Genomic DNA, 19113 nt, shown 5'->3' on the forward strand with positions numbered 1-19113 from the left:
CCAATTCGCTCACTAGTTGGCCTCGACTTTGCCAGAATCCAGCTTGGCCACGGTGACCTGCTCGCCATCTACCGAATCATCGGCGACAAGTTCCAGCTGCGCGGTCAGGGTTTCACCTGCCACCAGCTCGCGGTTCGCTTCCAGTGCCGCGATGGCGGCCGTGTTGGCGGTGACCACGGTGTGGATGCGATCCGATACATGCAGGTCCGCGTCCTTGCGGGCGGACTGGATGGAGCGGATCATGTCGCGTGCGGTGCCCTCGGCAGCCAGTGCCTCGGTGACCTCGGTATCCAGCACCAGGAAGCCGCCGTCGATGACTGCCGCGGCAATTTCGCCTGCTGCATCCACCACGGTGTCCAGGGTGTACTCGCCCTCGGCCAGTTCCAGTCCTCCCGCGGTGACCACCCCGTCGGTGACCGACCAGTCCCCGGACTTGGCGCCCTTGATCGCCTGCTGCACGTTCTTGCCCAGGCGCGGACCGGCCGCACGGGCGTTCACTACCAGCTGCTGGCTGATGCCGTAGCTGGCGGCGTCGACGCCTTCGGCATCGATCAAGGTGACGGCCTTCAGGTTCAGCTCGTCCTTGATGATCGACGCGTAGGTGCCTTCCAGGCGGGCAGCGCCGGTGAGCACAACCTTCAGCTCGGCCAGCGGCAGGCGCACGCGCAGGTTCTTGGCCTTGCGCAGCGAGGAGCCCACGGAGCAGATCTTGCGGGTTGTTTCCATGGTTTCCAGCAACGCGGCGTCGGTTGGGAATTCGCTGGCTTCCGGCCAGTCCTCCAGGTGCACCGAACGTTCGCCGGTCAGCCCGCGGAAGATCTCTTCGCTGGCCAGCGGCAGCAGCGAAGCAGTGACCTTCACCAGGGTTTCCAGCGCGGTGTACAGGGTGTCGAAGGCCTGGGTGTCTTCATCGAAGAAACGCTGGCGGCTACGGCGCACGTACCAGTTGGTCAGGGTGTCCATGTACTGGCGCACGGCCTCGGTAGCATCGGAGACCTCGTAGGAATCCAGTGCCTCGGTGACTTCGCGCACCAGCTGGCCCGTGGCGGCCAGCATGTACTGGTCCAGCGGGTCGGTGGAGTCCATCGAGCGCTTGGCCTCGTAGCCGGCCCCGTTGTTGGCGGAGTTGGTGTAGAGGTTGAAGAAGTGCCAGACGTTCCACAGCGGCAGCAGCACCTGGCGCACGCCATCGCGGATGCCCTGTTCGGTCACGACCAGGTTGCCGCCGCGCAGGATCGGCGAGGCCATCAGGAACCAGCGCATGGCATCGGAGCCGTCGCGGTCCAGGACCTCGGTGACATCCGGGTAGTTACGCAGGGACTTGGACATCTTCTGCCCGTCCGAGCCCAGCACGATGCCGTGGGAGATCACGTTGGTGTAGGCCGGGCGGTCGAAGAGCGCGGTGGAGAGCACGTGCATGGTGTAGAACCAGCCGCGGGTCTGTCCGATGTACTCAACGATGAAGTCCGCCGGGTGGTGGCCGGAATCGAACCATTCCTGGTTGTTGAACGGGTAGTGCACCTGGGCGTACGGCATCGAGCCGGAGTCGAACCAGACATCGAGCACGTCTTCCACGCGCCTGAGGGTGCCGGATTCGGCGCAGCCCTCATGGGCCTTGGTCAGCTCGTCGATGAATGGGCGGTGCAGGTCAGGCTGGCCTTCGTGGTTAACCGGCATCCGGCCGAAGAAGTCCTGCATTTCCTGCAGCGAGCCGAAGACTTCGCGGTGCTCGCATTCGGCACCGCTGCATTCCCACACCGGGATCGGCGAACCCCAGTAGCGGTTGCGCGAGATGGACCAGTCGCGGGCGTTTTCCAGCCACTTGCCGAACTGGCCGTGCTTGACGTTGCCCGGGATCCAGTTGATCTGCTCGTTCAGCTCGACCATGCGGTCCTTGAACTTGGAGACCTCGACGTACCACGAGGAGATCGCGCGGTAGATCAGCGGGGTGCGGCAGCGCCAGCAATGCGGGTAGGAGTGCTCGTAGGAGGCCTGCTTGACCAGCTTGGCCTCGTCCTTGAGCACATTGGTGATGGTCTTGTTGGCGTCGAAGACCTGCACGCCGGCGATCTCGGCCAGCGGGCCGTTGCCGAAGACCGGCAGGAACTTGGCGCCCTCGTCTACCGAGAGGATCACCGGGATGCCGTGCTCTTCGCAGACCTTCTGGTCATCCTCGCCGTAGGCCGGAGCCTGGTGCACGATGCCGGTGCCGTCGGCCACAGTGACGTAGTCGGCGGTGAGAATCTGCCAGGCGTTTTCGGTGCCGTACTTCTCGGTGTCGGTGTACGTGTCCCACAGCGGCTGGTAGCGCACGCCGGCAAGCTGCTCACCGGTGTAGCTGGCGGTGATGGCCGCAGCGGCTTCCTTGGCATCCTTGTAGCCCAGGTCCTTGGCGTAGGAGCCCAGCAGGTCGCGGGCCAGCAGGAATGGCCCGGCGGCGGCCGAAGCCTTCACGCCGGCCTCGCCTGCAGGAACCACGACGTAGTCGATCGCCGGGTGCACGGCCAGTGCGGCGTTGGTTGGCAGGGTCCACGGGGTGGTGGTCCACGCCAGGGCCTGCACGCCGGCAAGTGCCTTGGAGGCTTCGGTTTCACCGGCAAGGATGGTGAAGCCCACGGTGACGGTCTGGTCCTGGCGGTTCTTGTAGACGTCGTCGTCCATGCGCAGCTCGTGGTTGGACAGCGGGGTCTCGTCCTTCCAGCAGTACGGAAGCACGCGGAAGCCCTTGTAGGTCAGATCCTTGTCCGAAAGCTGCTTGAAGGCCCAGATGACCGATTCCATGAACTCGACGTTCAGGGTCTTGTAGTCGTTTTCGAAGTCGACCCAGCGAGCCTGGCGGTTCACGTACTGCTTCCACTCATCGGCATACTTCATCACCGAGGTGCGGCAGGCGTCGTTGAACTTGTCGATGCCCATGGCTTCGATCTGCTTCTTGTCGGTCATGCCCAGCTGCTTCATGGCTTCCAGCTCGGCTGGCAGGCCGTGGGTGTCCCAGCCGAAGCGGCGCTCCACGCGCTTGCCGCGCTGGGTCTGGTAGCGCGCTACCAGGTCCTTGACGTAGCCGGTGAGCAGGTGGCCGTAGTGCGGCAGGCCGTTGGCGAAGGGAGGGCCATCGTAGAAGACGAATTCTTCGCCCTCGCGCTGGTCAATGGAGGCCTGGAAAGTGTCGTCGTTCTTCCAGTATTCGAGGACGCGCTTCTCAAGATCTGGGAATCGCGGTGAAGCCGGGGTCGAACCGGTTGGGTCTGTAGTGACCTTCGGGTAGAAGCTCATCGAATGGGCCGTCCTTCAAGCGTAGGGTCGATAAATCCTTGCCTACGAGGACGGCACGAATGCCGCGGTACCACCCCGCTTATCCCCCGCCGCAATGATGGGGAATCGCTTATCTTCAGCTGTGACGGGCTGGTCCCGTTCGGTTCTACTTGGCGTTCATGATGCTCGCGGTTCTTCCGAAGACTCACCGGTGATAGCCGGATCAAAGTCGCAGTCCTTATATCCTACCGCGTGATGCCCCAGCTGAAAATTCCCGGCAGCCTTCGAAATGCAAGTGAGCGCAGGCTCACAGCTCGGCGAGCGCAGAACACGCATGCCACCCGCAGCGCCATTCAAATATAGTTTCGAACAAGTGTTCGAACTTGTTAACTGCACTGGCCCTTCAACCCGGTATCACCCGAACGATCTGCGATAAAGTCCAGCAAGCGCTCAATCTCATTAGGCTCGACCGGTATCGCCGTTTGCCCGGGCTTCGGAAACGGAAGATTCATCGCACCGACCCTCCCTCCCCGGTTCGCAATAGCTGACGTCATGCATACGCGAGGTGATGAATCACCGGTAGATGGGTATGCAAGCACTGCCGGAGCATTCCAAAGATTTGCATAGGCGTAAATCTGGTACTGGTCTGCCATCGATGCGCTGGTAACGAACTTTTTAGATTTCTTGTACTTGCCGTCGATAAGCAGGACTGAACACCCCGGAGTATCAGCGTAGTCAATGTGGATGTCGACATTTTTCGACACTCCCCCATGAAATAGCACTTTGTTGCCAGGACTCCTATTGACGCGATATTTTCGCGTCGTATCAACGGCTCTGGCCACCAGATCTTCCCAGATCTCGCTAGTTGCAATCTTGAACGTGAAGACCACGCCGTCAGCGTCCTCATGGGTCGGCTCTGCCAGCGACACGTGATCGTTCAATACCGCCAGTGCCAATCGGTACACCGCGAGCAACCCGCGATTGCGCTGGCGAGCCGCATCCCGCAATGGGCGCCGTACGATTTCAGCGACGGATCCAATGGAAACGTCATTCAGTCTCGCGTCAATTTCCAGCGCCAAATCAACAAGCAGGTCATCACCGTTGACCTCTTGAGAGCACTGTTCAACCGCAAGTCGAATCGCTTGCCAGATTTGAGTGTCTCCGTCTAGATCGTCGAATGTACACCATATGGGCAATCTTCGATTTGCCTTGCGTTTAACAAGCTCGTTGATCATCAAACGACCTCGAACGGCTGCCAAGGGTTCGGAGACCGGAATGAACTCCGGCCTGCGCCGTGCGACTTGAGCTTCTGCCAGGAGCAAGAATAACTTCATGAAAGCCTGACGCGCCTGCGGTTCGCGCATCATGACCGAAATTCCAAGAGGTGGGTCATTGACTACTGGCTGCAATTTGTCACGGATCAATTCCCAAAATCCGGCCAAAATACTCGACCGCGTTGGCTCCGGGGCACGCGAGGCCACAGCTGGAGGAACCGAACGCGTCCAAAGCGCGTCTCTGACGCCGTCGTCATCCTCATCAACTTGAACAGGTCGGCACAAGCGACTCAGCGCTTCGGCGCACTGGCCATTCAATCTTAGATAGTCCATTTCATAGAGGACTAGGGTGTCTAAATCTGAGCCTGTGGATTCGCTGTCAAACTTCCAAGCGCGCGGCACGATCTCAGCTGCTTCTGAATCCCGCCATGCTTTCGGCAAGACGTAGATGAAGATTGCGCGGCTATCTGCTTCGTAGGACTCCGTCGTTTTCAAGACGGTGAGCCCAATTCCGTTTCCACGTGTGCTGGCTTGAAACCACTTAGGCTCCTCGTTGGCTAAGCGGCCTTGTACAGTCGGGAGTTCGGTTTCCATGATCAAGATTCGGTACGGTTCGATGGAACTGTTAGGAATCTTCGTCCAAGTCCACGACCGTGCGCATAGAGTCGCATCTGGTTCGGCAGCTGGGCTTCTTCCTCATCGAAGAATGCTTTTACCGTTTCAGCGCTGAGATTGAAAATATGGGCGATCTCGGCCAGTTGCTGCACCAGCGCTTCCGCAATGTCCTTCGCTGTTGCATCGGTAGTGAAAAAATATGAGTGCCCCAGCTGTGCATCCGGGCCCACTTCGTCGTTTAATTTCTGGTTGACACACTCGTGCCACGCAATTACCTTGTCGAGTTCTTGAGACCGATCTTTTCCCAAAGCTATCGCTAAGCGCTGCCCTGCCAGAACTTCTTGAGTCTTCCACCAGAATCGGCGACGCAGCGCTAGGTCTATAGTGCCAACTGAGCGATCAGTTGTATTCATCGTTCCGATAATGTGCAGGTTTGGCGGAACAACCAAGTGCTTACGGTTACCTGGCAAACTTGTCTGCAATTCCACGCTGTTGAGTTTCGGTTGTTCGTGCAGTTCAGAGTCTGTAAGCACCGTGTGGAAGTTCTCGGTCGGCCAACACCAATGCTCAAGGGGATCATGCAGCCCCACACCAGTATCCGCCTGCACAGCCGACCTCTTGCTTGGTTCGATCACCATCAGGAGATCGCCAAGGACACGTGCGGTATTAGCTCGGTTGATTTCATCGAGGAATAGCAAGTAGTTCTGTTCAGGATCCCTGGTCGCCCGTTCGCACATCCGCAAGAATGGCCCAGGTACGACTTCAAATGAATCTGATTTTGGCCGCAATCCCACGACGAAATCTTCGTAGGAAGTCGAAGGATGGAAGACTAGAACGCTCGTCCGGTTGCTGTAGGCGACTTTGAGCGCTTCAAGGGTGTGCGTTTTTCCGCTTCCAGCGACACCTTCGAGAATGACGTTTTTGTAGGTGTCGAGATCGCTAATCAGCTGATCAATATCAGTTCCGGCTGGGATCAGTTCTTCCTCAGATTCGCCTGGTGCAAAAGCAACAACTTTCGCATTTTCCTGCATCCATCGGCTAAATCCTTGTTTGCAAAGTTCAGCATCTTGCGTCGTTCCCTTGAGTGCTTCAACAGGGAACTTGATCCACACGTAGCTATCTGGATCTCTGCTATCCTCCGGACCGGACTTGCGCCTAAGGTTTTCGATCATGGTGCCAGCTGCCAGCAGGTGCGGAAGCGGGTTATGTGCGAGATCCCATTGATCCACCAGCTCACGTGGTGACTTCGAATACGAACCTTCGCCCGGCCAATCAGGATCCAACAGACGCAAGAAGGAACTGATATCTTCGCGAATGACGACAAATTGCTTTAGCGGTTCTCCCGGCACAGCAGTCGCTTCGAACTTGCGCCCCAGAGCTTCCAGGCAGGTGGACGTCACCTTATCCGCCTGAAGTTCGTCGTCATATCCGAAGATGCAAAAGACGGTTGACCGCATCTGGGCACTCAGCGTGCCATCAATCCGTACCTGATTGAATATCTGACGCACCTGTACCTCAGCAGGCTCTTCCAAGAGCCGAACAGTTCCCGTGTTTACAGACATTGGCGCCTCTTCTACCAAGGGATGAATTCAATACTCACATCCGGCTCTACGACTATCGTCATCTTTGCACACTGCGTCGCGTCGCGGAAGACTAATATTTCGCATCAACTGCGGTAGGTTCTAACCCGAATTCTTCAACGAGGACTAAATGATCTTGGCACCTGCGCGATCCGTGGTTTTAGTAGGCTTGCGTCCATGAGCACTCCCGCGCCGTCTTGGGCTGGCCCGCAGAACCAGCCTCGTTATTTCGGCTCCCCCGCAATTTTGCGCTGGGGACAACACCTGGTCACCTTCATCCTGCTCCTCATCGTGCTGTTCAGGGCCTTCGCCAACGGGGAGAACCCCTGGCTCTGTCTGGGCATCTCGATCCTGTTCATCGCGTGGTACTGCGCCGGATTCATTCGCATGGCACGCAGCCACGCGAAAAATATGCCAGCCTGGTGGTTGGCGGTCCTGCTGGGCATCTGGGTGGCCAGCCTCGCAGCTTCCCCCGAATTCATGTGGCTCGCTTTCAGCCTCTGGTTGTTGCTCGGCCACCAGCTCCCCTTAGTGCCCTCGATCCTGTGGTCGGTCGTCGTCTATGCCTTCACCATCCTCGCCCCGTACCTGCACAACTCAACGGTTACACTGGCAGCGGCAGCCGGCCCCTTGGTTGGCGGGCTATTCGCCTGGGGCATCTCCCGCGGATACCTGCAGATGGAACGCGACGCGGAAGCACGTACTTCCCTGGTGGATTCCCTGGTGCGAGCCCAGCAGGAAATGGCAGACCTGCAAGGAGAATTGGCCCGCTCCCAGCATGAGGCTGGCATCGCCACCGAACGCACCCGTCTGGCCCGCGAAATCCACGACACCGTCGCCCAGCAGCTCTCCTCCATCGGATTGCATGCCAAGGCGGCCGAAGCGTCCAGGGATCCCGAAGCTGCCACGGCGGCCCTGAGCCGCATCGATGAGCTTTCCGGGCAGGCTTTGACCGATTTGCGTCGCATCATCGCCGCCCTGGCTCCGGCAGAACTCGATTCCCAGGCGCTCGCCGGAGCCTTGGGCCGCGTCTTGGAGAATTTCAAGGCCGATTCGAAGTTGGAGACCCGATTGGATATCGAACCGGGGCTGCCCACTTTGGATCCGAATGTGCAGATCGCGCTGCTGCGCACCATCCAGTCCGCCCTGTCCAACGTGCTGCGCCATGCCCAGGCCTCCACGGTGGCGCTCAGCCTGGGGTCCAGCGGCGACGAAGTACGTTTGGATATTGTCGATGACGGCATTGGCTTCGTTCCCAATACTGGTCGCGTTCAAACCAGTACGCACACCGGAGGCTTCGGCCTCACCGCAATGAACCAGCGCCTGCGCGAACTCGGCGGCGGTTTGGATGTCGAGAGCTCACCCGGTGAAGGCACCGCCCTGTGCGCCCACCTTCCGCTTCGCTTAGCAAAGGACAACTCATGATCCGGATCCTGCTGGTCGACGATCACCCCATCGTGCGGACCGGCCTGCGCGCGCTGTTCGAGAACTACGACGACATCGTTGTCATTTGCGAGGTTTCCAGCGGCGAGGAAGCGGTGGAATTCGTCAAGGCCAACACCGTCGATGTGGTGCTCTGCGACCTGCGTCTGGGTGCCGGGATGAATGGCGCACAAACCACCGCGGCGATCCGCCAACTGGCCAAACCGCCTTATGTGCTGATCCTGACCACCTTCGACAAGGACTCAGAGCTGCTCGCTTGCATCGAAGCTGGAGCTGCCGGCTACCTGCTCAAGGATGTCAGTGCCCAGACCATCGTCGAATCCATCCGCCAAGCCTCCGCCGGGCACATGGTCCTGGCCCCGGAGATGACCCAGCGCGTTGTCGAGGGCATGCGCCGTCCCAAAATCGAGCTCACCAAGCGCGAAAAGGACGTATTGGTCCAACTGTCTACCGGTGCCGGCAACAAGCAGATCGCCAAGGCCCTGTTCGTCTCGGAGGCGACGGTCAAAACCCACCTGGTCCACATTTTCGACAAGCTCCAAGCAACTACGCGTACCGACGCGATCAACAAGGCCAAAGACCACGGACTGCTGTAGCTGATCAACAGAATCCCGGTGACACGCCGGGGTGCATCTCAACCTTTCGATTGAAGTTTTACTCACCCCTTTCCACGATGGCCTGACCTGCGAAATCTCGTTAACTGGAACTATGAAAGTTCCAGTTATCCCCCGGATCGGCGATTCGCTGACCAACCGCCGCGGAGCCCGCATTTGGGCCGCCGGCATCTTTGCAGTAGTTCTCGTTCTCTTTGGTGCGCTGAGCAGCATCCAAGCCCCAACCCGTGCGGCCAGCTCCCTGGTCGAAGCCTCCGAATCGGCACAGGTCGCCGAAATCCTGGATGCCAACACCAGCGATTCCCAGAGCTCGGCTTTGCTGGTGGCCAACCGCACCGATGGCCATGCGTTGAGCAATGCCGACACCGCTGCCCTTGATGAGCAGACCGCGGCGCTAGGCCACGACGCGGAGGTGTCCGCCGGCCGCACCATGGCCAGCGAAGACCAGCAGGCAGCCATGGTTCCGCTCACCTGGGATACGGTCTCCGATACGGCCGACCGCCAGAAGCTGGATGAGGTCCGCAACTGGATCCAGGCCCATCCCATTCAGGGGCTGGCCGTGCAGGTCACTGGTTCTACCGCCTTCGCAGTAGATATCACCAATGCCTTCGCCGGGGCGGACTTCACCCTGCTGGCCGTCACGGTGGGCATCGTGGCAGTCTTGCTGATCCTCACCTACCGTTCGCCGGTACTCTGGCTGATCCCGCTGGTCGTTGTTGCCATCGCCGATCGCAGCGCCTCCCTGGTGGCGAACCTGCTGGGCAACGCCTTCAATCTGCACTTCGACTCCGGCGTGCTCAGCGTGCTGGTCTTCGGCGCCGGCACCAACTACGCCTTGCTGCTGATCTCCCGTTACCGCGATGAACTGCAGAAGAATACTGACCACCGCCAGGCGCTGTCCAAGGCGTGGGCGGCCAGCTTCGAAGCGATCCTGACCTCCAACCTCACCGTAGTGCTGGCCCTGCTGACCTTGGGACTGGCCGTCATGGAAGATACCCGCGGGCTGGGCATCGTCTGCGCCGCTGGCTTGCTGATCGCTGCGTTCTTCGTGCTCTTTGCGCTGCCACCGATCCTGGCCTTCGCCGGGCGCACGGCATTCTGGCCGCTGGTCCCCCGCCCGGGACAGGAAAGCAAGAAGGAAAACTTCTTCGGACGTGCTGCTCGTGCTGTGATGACCCGTCCGGGTCTGAACCTGGCAGCATTGGCGGTCTTGCTCATGGTGCTGGCTGGAGCGTTGACCGGCACCCGTATCGGCCTGGACCAGACCCAGCAGTTCCGTACCGCCACCGAGTCTTCCAGTGCCATGCAGACCCTGGCAGCGCACTTCCCCGCAGGTGAAACCCAGCCGATCACCGTGTTGGCGCAGGGAACCGATGTCCAGGTCCTGCGAGATGAATTCTCTGGAGTCGACAACGTCAAGCGTGTTGGCGAATCCTCCCAGCTCGGCACCACGCCATGGCAGCAGTTCTCTGTCATCTCGGCTGTCGATCCCAGCTCGGCCATGGCACAGGACCTGGTAGCGGACCTGCGCGGTGCTGCGGCAACCGGCAGTACCGGGCAGGTGCTCATTGGCGGGCAGAGCGCCGAACAGCTTGATTCGCACCAGATGCACCTGCGCGACCTGTTCGTGATTGCCCCGCTGATCATGGTCATCTGCTTCGTGATGCTCGGCTGGCTGACCCGTTCCTGGCGAACCGCACTTGCCTTGGGTCTGGTGAATTTGCTCAGCGCGGGCGCCGCCGTCGGCTTGGGTTCCCTGGTTTCCTCGGTGGTCTTCGAGGCCAACGCTCTGGATGTCCAGGTGCCGCTGCTGGCCTTCGTCTTCTTGGTCGCCTTGGGCGTGGATTACACCATCTTCTTGACCCAGCGAGTCCGCCAAGACTCGCAGGTGCTGGCGCTGGGCGACGCAGTGGTACTGGCCGCAAGCCGCACCGGTTCGGTGATCACCAGTGCCGGGCTCGTGCTAGCAGGTGTCTTCGCGGCACTGGCAACACTGCCGCTCACGGTATTAGGCCAGCTCGGCCTGATCGTAGGACTCGGCGTCCTGCTGGACACCTTCGTCGTTCGCACCCTGCTGCTCCCGGCGCTGTTCGCAGTCCTGGGCTCAGGCAAGCATCCACTCTTCGGCACAACTTCCTCCGCTGCAGAAGCAACTGCAGAACCAACCGTTCAGAAAGAAAACAAAATCAATGCGTAAGCTCGTGAATTTCTCCTTCGCCTACATGGTCCTCGGTGTAGCTTCCGGTCTTTTCTACCGTGAACTCACCAAGATGAACGGCTTCCCTGAAGGCCAGTGGACCCAGCTCTCCGTAGTCCACACCCACCTGCTGGTGCTGGGCTTCATCATCTTGCTGCTGGTGCTCCTTCTGGAAAAGGCCTTCGGCCTGAGCCAGCACCGCAAGCTCTTCGCGTGGTTCATGGGCACCTACAACGCGGGCGTGATCCTAACCGCGGGCATGCAGCTCACCCACGGCATCATGACCGTACTAGGCGTTGAGTCGTCCAAGATGATCTCGGGCATCGCGGGTCTTGGCCACATGTCGATCACCGCAGGCATGATCTTGCTGTTCATCATGCTGCGCCGCAGTGTCGGCACCCCGAAGCCAACCCAAAAGGTCGAGATGGCCGGCTAGCCCAGCCAAGTACCACAGCGGAACTGACACTCGGTCCAGACGAAGATCGTCTGGGCCGAGTTCGCTCGCGCTTCTGGCACCCACCGCCAGGACCCCAAGATTGGCCACTTGGCTAAGGATAAAATGATCCGCTGCTGCTATAGATTGAACTAACAATCTTTCTCCCAGGAGCGGTCATGAGCGACGAATTCTTTTCCATCGTGGATACCGAAACCACCGGCCTGTTCCCCGGAGGGAACGACCGCATCGCCGAAATTGCGATAGTCACCATGAATCGGCAGGGCACGATTGTCGACTCGTGGGAAACACTGATCAACCCGCAACGCGATCTTGGCAAGCAATCAATCCATGGCATCCAGAGCCGCGACGTGCTCGATGCACCCAGCTTCAAGGATCTGGCAGAAGAACTGCATTGGAGGCTATCGGGCACAGTGCTCGTGGCACACAATCTTTCCTTCGATTCCAGATTCCTTGAGGCTGAATTCCGCAAGTGCGGCCTGCCGGTGCCCGAGACCTTCCTGGCGCAAGGAATGTGCACCATGCGAATGTCCCACCGCTACCTGCAAGGCGCAGGCCGCTCGCTTCAAGACTGCTGCGATTCCTTTGGCATCGAGTTGCAACAGGCTCACAGCGCAGTGGGAGATGCGACGGCCACAGCGACATTGCTTTCGCGCTACATGGAACTGGATCCCGATGAACCAGAATGGGACGGACGACTGCGTTTAGCCTCGACAGGGCGGTGGTTTGATTCAACGCCGCGCTCGCGCGTCGTTCCAGTTAAGCGGTCCCAGTACAGAGCTGAATCTGCCGGGCATTTTCTGGAAAAGCTTGCGACCCGGTTGCCGGAATTTTCGGGCACGGCTACGGAGGAGAACTACTTGGCCGTACTGGATTTAGCTTTGATGGACCGCTACGTATCAGCCCATGAAGAAGCCCAGCTGCTCCAGGCCGCCACTGAAATTGGTTTGGATAAGCACCAAGCGCTGAGATTGCACGAACTGTACTTCCAACAGCTTGTCGCAACGGCTTGGTCCGATGGCGTACTGACCGAAGACGAAATAGCCGATCTGGCGAAAGTCATCGGATTGCTAGGACTTCCGCCGCAGCTAATCGAGGTAGCCAAGGTGGCGCCGGTGGCTTCCGAAGATCACGAACCCATCCGCGAGCCTCAGGGCAATCATCAGATCGATCTCGGCGCCATGGTGGTGCTCACCGGCGATATGACTCGTCCGCGTTCGGAGATTGAAGCTCAGCTTGCGTCCGCAGGGTTCGCCCCTCATCGCGCGATCACCAAGAAAGTAGCCTTGCTGGTGGCCGCGGATCCTGACTCGCTCTCCGGCAAAGCCAAGAAAGCACGCGACTACTGCATCCCTGTTGTCGGCGAAGATTATCTCTGGAACACCCTACTCCGCTGACACCTGCGCCAGGTACAGCAATGGGCGATGTCCCCCAGCAATGATTTGCCGAGGGACATCGCCCATAGTTGCTAGAGCCCGGGGTGAAACTTACAGGCTCTCAACCAATTTTTTTGCCGAAGAGAATTCCATCATCGCTTCGCGCTCTACGACCTTGACGCGGTCGCGAGTGATCTCGCCGAAGCGAGTCGAAACGGTGCCGGCTGCGGCGCCCAGTTCCTTCTCGTGCGCGTCCAAGTTCTTCCAGCCATCCCAGTTGGAGAAGTTCACGCCGCGGCTTTCGAGCAGTTCCGAGATCTTCTGGGAAGAATCCGGCTGCGCCAGCTTAGTGAGGTCTTCAAGCAAGTGGGTAATGGTCTCCAGGGCGTCGCCCTTGGTGTGGCCAATCAGCCCAATCGGGCCACGCTTGATCCAGCCAGTGGCATACAGGCCGGGAACGTGAGCGCCGGACGCGTTCAGCACGCGGCCTTCCATGTTGGGCAAAACGCCCTTGGCCCCGTCGTATTCAATGTCGTCGACTGCCGAACCGAAGTAGCCGACGGCACGGTAGATGGCCTGCAGCGGGTACTCGACGAATTCGCCGGTGCCGCGTGCGCCGCCATTTCCGTCGAGCTCGTTGCGCTCCACCTTCAAGCCGGTGACCTTGCCATCTTCGCCCAATACCTCGACTGGCGACTGCAGGAAGTGCAGGTGCAGGCGGCGCGAGGCGCTTGGAGCTTCTTCACGCTCTTCCTGCTCGATCAGCCAGTTGGTCAGGGTGGAGACCATGGTCTTGGTCTGGTTATTGGTCTTCATGGCTTCATCCGAAGCCTTGTCGAACTCGAAGTCCTCTGGGTACAGGACGATGTCAACGTCCTTGGAGTGCGAGAGTTCGCGCAGTTCCAGCGGGGTGAACTTCACCTGGGCCGGGCCACGGCGGCCGAAGACATGCACGTCGGTGACGGCCGAGTCATTCAGCTGCTCGTAGATGTGCTCAGGGATTTCGGTTTCCAGCAGCTGGTCAGCATGCTTGGAAAGGATGCGGGCCACGTCCAGGGCAACGTTGCCGTTGCCGATGACAGCAACTTCCTTGGCGGACAGGTCCCAATTCTTGTCAACATCTGGGTGTGCGTCATACCAGGACACGAAGTCGGCGCCGCCGAAGGACCCTTCAAGATCGACACCTGGGATGTTCAGGTCAGCGTCCTTCTGGGCGCCGGTGGAGATGATCACTGCGTCGTAACGGGTATGCAGGTCTTCCAGCGAGATGTCGCGGCCCAAGCCGACGTTGCCGTAGAAGTCGATCCAGTCGTTGTCCAGCACCTTGTGCAGGGCGTTGATGATGCCCTTGATACGCGGGTGATCCGGGGAAACTCCGTAACGGATCAGACCGAATGGCGTAGGAAGCTCGTCAAAGAGATCAACGTGCAGCTTCAGTTCGCCCGATGCGACCGGCTGGCTCTTGTTGAGCAGGTCAGCGGCGTAGATGCCGGCCGGACCGGCACCAACGATGGCAACACGCAGCGCCCGGGAATGGAGGTGCTCAGGGACGATAATTTCACTCATCAAACAACTTCTCTTTCTTAGTCAACGAATGAGGCCGGCGCGGTGGCATCGGCATTCTCTAGCGGCAGGAGGTCTACCAGTTGGTCGGAGGCTTCCGGGGCTAGCCGAACGACGTCACCAATAACGATAACGGCCGGATTCGCCACTGCGGCCTTGCGGGCGCGCTTTACTATCCCTTCTAGCGTACCGATAGTTGTGCGCTGCGTCTGTGAGTAACCTCGCTCAACTATCGCAATCGGTGTACTTGACGGTAAACCACGGGTAAGCAATGTCTCAACAATTTGTGGCAAATTCGATACTCCCATCAGCACCGCAAGGGTGTGATCAGAGCGGATCGGCACGTCCGCGAGTTCGCTGTGTCCACTGACTACGGTAAAACCGGCCGCAATTCCCCGGTGCGTGACGGGAATGCCAGCGGCCATGGGCACGGAGACTGCACTGGTAATGCCGGGAATCACACGCGTAGGGATCCCGTATTTCGCGGCGTGGAGCAGTTCCTCGCCGCCGCGTCCAAGTACAAACGGGTCGCCACCTTTGAGGCGAACTACCCGCTTACCTTCTAAAGCGTACTTGACCAGTAATTCATTGGTTTCATCCTGGGTTTTGACGTGGCAGCCTGGTGACTTGCCCACATCGATGACAACCACATCATCGGAAAGTTCTGCCAGCAACGCGGTAGGTCCCAGCTTGTCGGCCAAAACCACTTCCGCGGCAAGCAGGGCCTTATAGCCGGCGATGGTAATCAGCTCGGGATCCCCCGGTCCACCGCCAATCAGGGTGATATGCCCTTTAGCCATAGTTTTCTCCCGTTCGGGTCATTCCTCGATCGCGCAACAGCTTGCGTTCAATCGGAGCGAAAAATAATAATTCGATCAGCACACCCACCAGCAGGATGGTCAAGATCACCAGCATGACCAATGGCAGGTCTGCCAGATCGCGGCCCCGTTGCAGCAGTGAACCGACGCCTAGGGCCAGTGAACCGCCCACGGCAATCAATTCGGCAGCCATCAACGAACGCCAGGCGAAAGCCCAGCCCTGACGCAGTCCGGCTACATACCCTGGCATGGCAGCTGGCAGCTCAATGTGCAGCACATGCTCCCATTTGGAGGCACCGAGCACCTTAGACAAGGACTTGTACTGCGCTGGAATCATGTCGATCCCGGCGAGCAGGCCATTGATGATGGATGGAATCGCGCCGAGCAGCAGAACCGTGTAGATGGTCGCATCGCTCAGGCCAAAAAGAATGATGGCTGCGGGAACCCACGCAATAGAGGGCAATACCTGCATGGCCGATACCAGTGGCCCCACCCCCTTGCGCAACAGCGGCTGATGCGCCAGCAGCAACGCCAGCGGGGTGGAAATAATCACGGCAATCGCAAATCCGCTCACGGCGCGGAACAACGAATTGCCCACGGCCGCAACCAATGATCCATCTGCCAGCAGTTGCGGAAGCTTAGCCGCGACAGCCAGTGGACCGGGAAAAAGGTCTTCGCGCAGTGGGCTTGCCCAGGAAATAATTTGCCACAGGCTCAGAAGCACAACCACAGTGAGCAAGGGGGCAACCCATGAATCGAGCTGGTTGTTCGGGCGTAGCTTGATAACGCGCACGGGTTTGAACCTAGTTCGAGATTCTGTCAGTGAGCTCATGTTTCCGCTGCTCCTTTCTGAGAATCGTGGTTAGTTCATCGGCCAATGCGGCGGCCTCGGCCGGGTTATTGCGGAGTTCGCCGGTGATCCGGCGAGTCTCCAGGATGCGCCCGGGGTGCGAAGAAAGCACCAGAATGCGGCCGGAGAGGCGAATCGCCTCACGCACATTGTGGGTGACGAAGATGATGGTTTTGCCCGTTTGCCTCCACAAGGCCCGCAACTGCTCATGGAGCATGTCACGCGTGATGGCGTCCAGGGCGGCAAATGGCTCATCCATCAACAGAACCTGGCGGTCCTGAGCCAAAGCCCTGGCCAAAGCTACGCGTTGGCGCATGCCGCCAGAAAGTTCATGCGGCTTCTTGCCGCTTGCATGCCCCAGCTGAACGAGGTTGAGCAGTTCCTCGACGCGTTGCTGGCGTTCCGGAGCTGGCTTCCCCGCGAGCTTGAGCGCCAGGTCAACGTTCTCGCTGGCTGTCAGCCACGGCAGGAGGTTGGCATCCTGGAACATGAATGCCGCGCCGTCTTCAGGTACTTCAAGCCAGCCGGAGCTGGGCGGCAGTAACCCAGCAATCATGTTGAGCAAGGACGACTTGCCGCAGCCTGAGGCCCCCAAGACAGCGATAAACTCTCCGTCTTCAATTTCTGCACTGAGGCGATCTATGACCAAGCCAGTGCCTGGATAGCTCAGGGAAACTTCATTCAGCCGTACTCCCATTACTTCTCCTGCTGTTCAAGAAAACGCGTATCCACGAGTCCGTCTGCGTTACCGCCAGACCCCACTCCTACGGCCAATGCGTGGTCCACGAGTGACTGGTAGGTTTCAGGCAGGGGGTCCTCGCTGAAGTGCACCTGCTTCAAGGCTTCAGCGATCACTGATTTGTCAAAGGAACTTCCGTTGGCTTCGACCAAAGCTTTCTGCACAGCCGCCAACTTCTGTTTTCCGTCCGCATGATTGAGCCAATCGATGGCTTGGGTATTTGCATCGACCAGCTTCTGCACGGTTTGCGGATGGCTAGCCATGAATTCCTTGGAGACCACCAGAACCGTTGTCGGGAACTTGCCGTCGGGCCAGAGCTCGGCTTCATTCACCAAGCGGTGTCCCCCGTTCTTCTCGACTAGCAATGAAGCGTAGGGCTCCGGAAGCCAAGCACCGTCAATTTCACCGCGGCCGAAAAGCTGTGCGACGGTTCCATTGGAGCTCGGGGTCACTGTGGCGTCCTGTTTCAAGCCCTGGCCCTTCAGGTAGCTGCGCAAGGCAACATCCTGGGTTCCGCCGAATTGCGGGCTGGCCAGATTGCTGCCGGCCAGTTCCTCGGGCTTAGTGATCTTCTTGTCGACAACCAGGCTGGCTCCGCCGTAGGCGACGCCGGACACCACGTTCAACGACTCGCCATCGCTGGACAGGTAGCTGTTCAACGCCGGGTTTGGCCCCAGATATGCGGCGTCGATGGCCCCCGAGTTCAAGGCTTCTACGGCTGCCGGTCCCGCGTTGAATATCTGGCTTTGGACACTGGTACCGTCTTCTTCAAGGTGATCTTGGAGAAGACCTTCGGACTGGGCGATCAAGGCCGGAGCATGGGTGAGGTTGGCGAAATAGCCAATCTTCAGCTCATCTGCCGGTCCGTGATGTGCCGCCTGCGCTGGTACTTCATTTGGTCCCGGAAGAAACGTCGTCGCCACAGCAACTGCGCTCAATGCTCCGACCGCCGCCAGCCCGAGGAAGCGTCCTCGGAAGCCGGTCTTCTGCCCATGAGCCGTCAGCCGGACCCGCCCTTGGTTTCTTGTTGGCTGGCCAACATCAGGCTGCTTCATTATTTTCCTCGATGATCCCCGCCGCAAGGGTGCGCCCCGTAGCTGGATCGATTAGCAGGAAGCTTCCGCCAGTGCGCGAGGTGGCGTACTGCTCGATGGCCAACGCTGCCTGGCTGCGCAAGGTGATCCGGCCCAGGTCGTTGAGCTCCAAGGAGTGGGCGGGCTGCTGCGAATAGTCGGCCACGTTGATGACGTATTCGATGGTTGACAGCTTGGCTGCGGCGACCTTGGTACCGTGCTTGATCAACAGCCGTTGGCCGCTAGTGAGCTTCACTGGGTCCAATACGCAGATGTTCGCCTGGAACTCCCGGTGCGCGGTTGGCAGTTCGCCGGCGACGATGGTGTCGCCGCGGGCAATATCCAAGTCGGTCTCCAGCTCGACAACGATGGCGTCGCCGGCCTGGGCGCGGTGCGCGGTACCAGCAGGGGTGCTGATGGCCTTGATCCGGCTGCTCACCGGCTGGCCGTTGGAGAGCACCTGCACGGACTCCCCCACGGCCAAGCTGCCGTCAACCAGAGTTCCGGCATATCCGCGGTAGTCGCGGTACGCGTCCGGGTCCAGGCCTGGAGCCAAGGCGCCCTGCGGGCGGATCACGTACTGGACATCCAGACGGGCAGTGCCCCCGCCGAGCCGCGGCTCGATGTCCTCTAGCAGCCCGAGCAAGGTCGGGCCGGCATACCAGTGCGCGGAAGCCGAAGGATCGACGATGTTATCTCCCTGAAGCGCGGAGACCGGGATGACGGTGGTTGACTTCAGGCCGAGTTCTCCGGCGAGCGCGAGTACTTCGGCCTCGATCTGGCTGAAGGCCGCTTCGTCCCAGTCGATCAGGTCCATCTTGTTCACGGCGATGACCAGTTGCGGAACCCGCAGCAAGGCGAGCACGCCAAGGTGGCGCCGGGTCTGCTCCAGCACGCCGTGCCTCGCGTCAACCAGCACGATCGCCGCGTCTGCGGTCGACGCGCCGGTGACGGTGTTGCGGGTGTACTGCACGTGTCCGGGGCAATCGGCCAAGATGAAGGACCGCTTGTCGGTGGAGAAGTAGCGGTAGGCCACGTCGATGGTGATGCCCTGCTCGCGTTCGGCGCGCAACCCGTCGGTGACCAGCGCGAGGTCCAGGGTTCCGGCGCTGCCGCCGAAGCCGCGTTCGGCGCTGGTACGGGCCAGGTCATCGAGCGAGTCGGCGAGGATGGCCTTGGCGTCATGGAGCAGGCGGCCCACGAGAGTGGACTTGCCGTCGTCGACCGAACCGGCGGTAGCGATGCGCAATAGTGTGGTGGTCATC

The 19113-nt window shown here is 59.8% G+C and carries 14 protein-coding genes; 5 read left to right on the top strand and 9 right to left on the bottom strand.

Annotation, left to right across the window (positions count from 1 at the left end; all coding sequences use genetic code 11):
• Positions 1-12 precede the first annotated feature (12 nt).
• From ileS to CQ012_RS03085, 3 genes are all read right to left on the bottom strand, one after another.
• Positions 13-3273 carry an isoleucine--tRNA ligase gene (gene ileS / locus CQ012_RS03075; protein ID WP_105661427.1) on the bottom strand — a complete coding sequence of 1087 codons (3261 nt, stop codon included), beginning with the start codon at positions 3271-3273 and terminating at the stop codon, positions 13-15.
• 365 nt (positions 3274-3638) lie between these two features.
• On the bottom strand, positions 3639-5120 hold the full coding sequence (locus CQ012_RS03080) for a 5-methylcytosine restriction system specificity protein McrC (protein WP_105661428.1): 1482 nt from the start codon (positions 5118-5120) through the stop codon (positions 3639-3641).
• A gap of 2 nt (positions 5121-5122) precedes the next feature.
• Positions 5123-6703 carry an McrB family protein gene (locus CQ012_RS03085; RefSeq protein ID WP_105661429.1) on the bottom strand — a complete coding sequence of 527 codons (1581 nt, stop codon included), beginning with the start codon at positions 6701-6703 and terminating at the stop codon, positions 5123-5125.
• A gap of 195 nt (positions 6704-6898) precedes the next feature.
• Here CQ012_RS03085 and CQ012_RS03090 point away from each other — a divergent pair, with 195 nt between their 5' ends.
• From CQ012_RS03090 to CQ012_RS03110, 5 genes are all read left to right on the top strand, one after another.
• Complete coding sequence (locus CQ012_RS03090) at positions 6899-8146, top strand: sensor histidine kinase (protein WP_105661430.1); 1248 nt, start codon at positions 6899-6901, stop codon at positions 8144-8146.
• Positions 8143-8760, top strand: a complete 618-nt coding sequence (locus CQ012_RS03095; protein WP_105661431.1) for a response regulator — start codon at positions 8143-8145, stop codon at positions 8758-8760. The genes CQ012_RS03090 and CQ012_RS03095 overlap by 4 nt, the downstream gene beginning before the upstream one ends.
• Positions 8761-8872: 112 nt before the next feature.
• Positions 8873-10975, top strand: coding sequence for an MMPL family transporter (locus tag CQ012_RS03100; protein ID WP_105661432.1), 2103 nt, complete (start codon positions 8873-8875; stop codon positions 10973-10975).
• Positions 10968-11411, top strand: a complete 444-nt coding sequence (locus CQ012_RS03105; protein WP_181149005.1) for a DUF2871 domain-containing protein — start codon at positions 10968-10970, stop codon at positions 11409-11411. The genes CQ012_RS03100 and CQ012_RS03105 overlap by 8 nt, the downstream gene beginning before the upstream one ends.
• Positions 11412-11587: 176 nt before the next feature.
• Positions 11588-12826 carry an exonuclease domain-containing protein gene (locus tag CQ012_RS03110; protein ID WP_105661433.1) on the top strand — a complete coding sequence of 413 codons (1239 nt, stop codon included), beginning with the start codon at positions 11588-11590 and terminating at the stop codon, positions 12824-12826.
• Between the two features lie 90 nt (positions 12827-12916).
• On the opposite strand, the gene CQ012_RS03115 is transcribed toward CQ012_RS03110, so the two are convergent.
• The 6 genes from CQ012_RS03115 to CQ012_RS03140 are packed head-to-tail and all read right to left on the bottom strand — an operon-like array spanning position 12917 to position 19112.
• Positions 12917-14371, bottom strand: coding sequence for an FAD-dependent oxidoreductase (locus tag CQ012_RS03115; protein WP_105661434.1), 1455 nt, complete (start codon positions 14369-14371; stop codon positions 12917-12919).
• A gap of 17 nt (positions 14372-14388) precedes the next feature.
• Positions 14389-15168: a uroporphyrinogen-III C-methyltransferase gene (cobA, locus tag CQ012_RS03120; protein WP_105661435.1), complete on the bottom strand. Its 780-nt coding sequence runs from the start codon at positions 15166-15168 to the stop codon at positions 14389-14391.
• The gene (locus CQ012_RS03125) at positions 15161-16018 is read right to left on the bottom strand and encodes an ABC transporter permease (protein ID WP_105661436.1); all 858 of its coding nucleotides are present in this window, start codon (positions 16016-16018) and stop codon (positions 15161-15163) included. Before CQ012_RS03125 ends, cobA begins: the two co-directional genes overlap by 8 nt.
• Positions 15990-16733: an ABC transporter ATP-binding protein gene (locus tag CQ012_RS03130; protein WP_105661437.1), complete on the bottom strand. Its 744-nt coding sequence runs from the start codon at positions 16731-16733 to the stop codon at positions 15990-15992. The genes CQ012_RS03125 and CQ012_RS03130 overlap by 29 nt, the downstream gene beginning before the upstream one ends.
• Positions 16733-17830 carry an ABC transporter substrate-binding protein gene (locus CQ012_RS03135; protein WP_105661438.1) on the bottom strand — a complete coding sequence of 366 codons (1098 nt, stop codon included), beginning with the start codon at positions 17828-17830 and terminating at the stop codon, positions 16733-16735. The genes CQ012_RS03130 and CQ012_RS03135 overlap by 1 nt, the downstream gene beginning before the upstream one ends.
• Positions 17817-19112, bottom strand: coding sequence for a sulfate adenylyltransferase subunit 1 (locus CQ012_RS03140; protein WP_105661439.1), 1296 nt, complete (start codon positions 19110-19112; stop codon positions 17817-17819). Before CQ012_RS03140 ends, CQ012_RS03135 begins: the two co-directional genes overlap by 14 nt.
• Position 19113 lies beyond the last annotated feature (1 nt).

This window comes from Arthrobacter sp. MYb214, from assembly GCF_002979865.1.
Lineage (GTDB): Bacteria > Actinomycetota > Actinomycetes > Actinomycetales > Micrococcaceae > Glutamicibacter.

Excerpts from the sequence above, each read along its gene's own strand:
- CQ012_RS03115 (WP_105661434.1), bottom strand. The coding sequence starts at position 14,371 with ATGAGTGAAATTATCGTCCCTGAGCACCTCCATTCCCGGGCGCTGCGT.
- CQ012_RS03125 (WP_105661436.1), bottom strand. The coding sequence starts at position 16,018 with ATGAGCTCACTGACAGAATCTCGAACTAGGTTCAAACCCGTGCGCGTT.
- CQ012_RS03090 (WP_105661430.1), top strand. The coding sequence starts at position 6,899 with ATGAGCACTCCCGCGCCGTCTTGGGCTGGCCCGCAGAACCAGCCTCGT.
- CQ012_RS03105 (WP_181149005.1), top strand. The coding sequence starts at position 10,968 with ATGCGTAAGCTCGTGAATTTCTCCTTCGCCTACATGGTCCTCGGTGTA.
- CQ012_RS03135 (WP_105661438.1), bottom strand. The coding sequence starts at position 17,830 with ATGAAGCAGCCTGATGTTGGCCAGCCAACAAGAAACCAAGGGCGGGTC.
- ileS (WP_105661427.1), bottom strand. The coding sequence starts at position 3,273 with ATGAGCTTCTACCCGAAGGTCACTACAGACCCAACCGGTTCGACCCCG.
- CQ012_RS03110 (WP_105661433.1), top strand. The coding sequence starts at position 11,588 with ATGAGCGACGAATTCTTTTCCATCGTGGATACCGAAACCACCGGCCTG.
- CQ012_RS03140 (WP_105661439.1), bottom strand. The coding sequence starts at position 19,112 with ATGACCACCACACTATTGCGCATCGCTACCGCCGGTTCGGTCGACGAC.
- CQ012_RS03100 (WP_105661432.1), top strand. The coding sequence starts at position 8,873 with ATGAAAGTTCCAGTTATCCCCCGGATCGGCGATTCGCTGACCAACCGC.
- CQ012_RS03095 (WP_105661431.1), top strand. The coding sequence starts at position 8,143 with ATGATCCGGATCCTGCTGGTCGACGATCACCCCATCGTGCGGACCGGC.
- CQ012_RS03130 (WP_105661437.1), bottom strand. The coding sequence starts at position 16,733 with ATGGGAGTACGGCTGAATGAAGTTTCCCTGAGCTATCCAGGCACTGGC.
- CQ012_RS03085 (WP_105661429.1), bottom strand. The coding sequence starts at position 6,703 with ATGTCTGTAAACACGGGAACTGTTCGGCTCTTGGAAGAGCCTGCTGAG.
- cobA (WP_105661435.1), bottom strand. The coding sequence starts at position 15,168 with ATGGCTAAAGGGCATATCACCCTGATTGGCGGTGGACCGGGGGATCCC.
- CQ012_RS03080 (WP_105661428.1), bottom strand. The coding sequence starts at position 5,120 with ATGGAAACCGAACTCCCGACTGTACAAGGCCGCTTAGCCAACGAGGAG.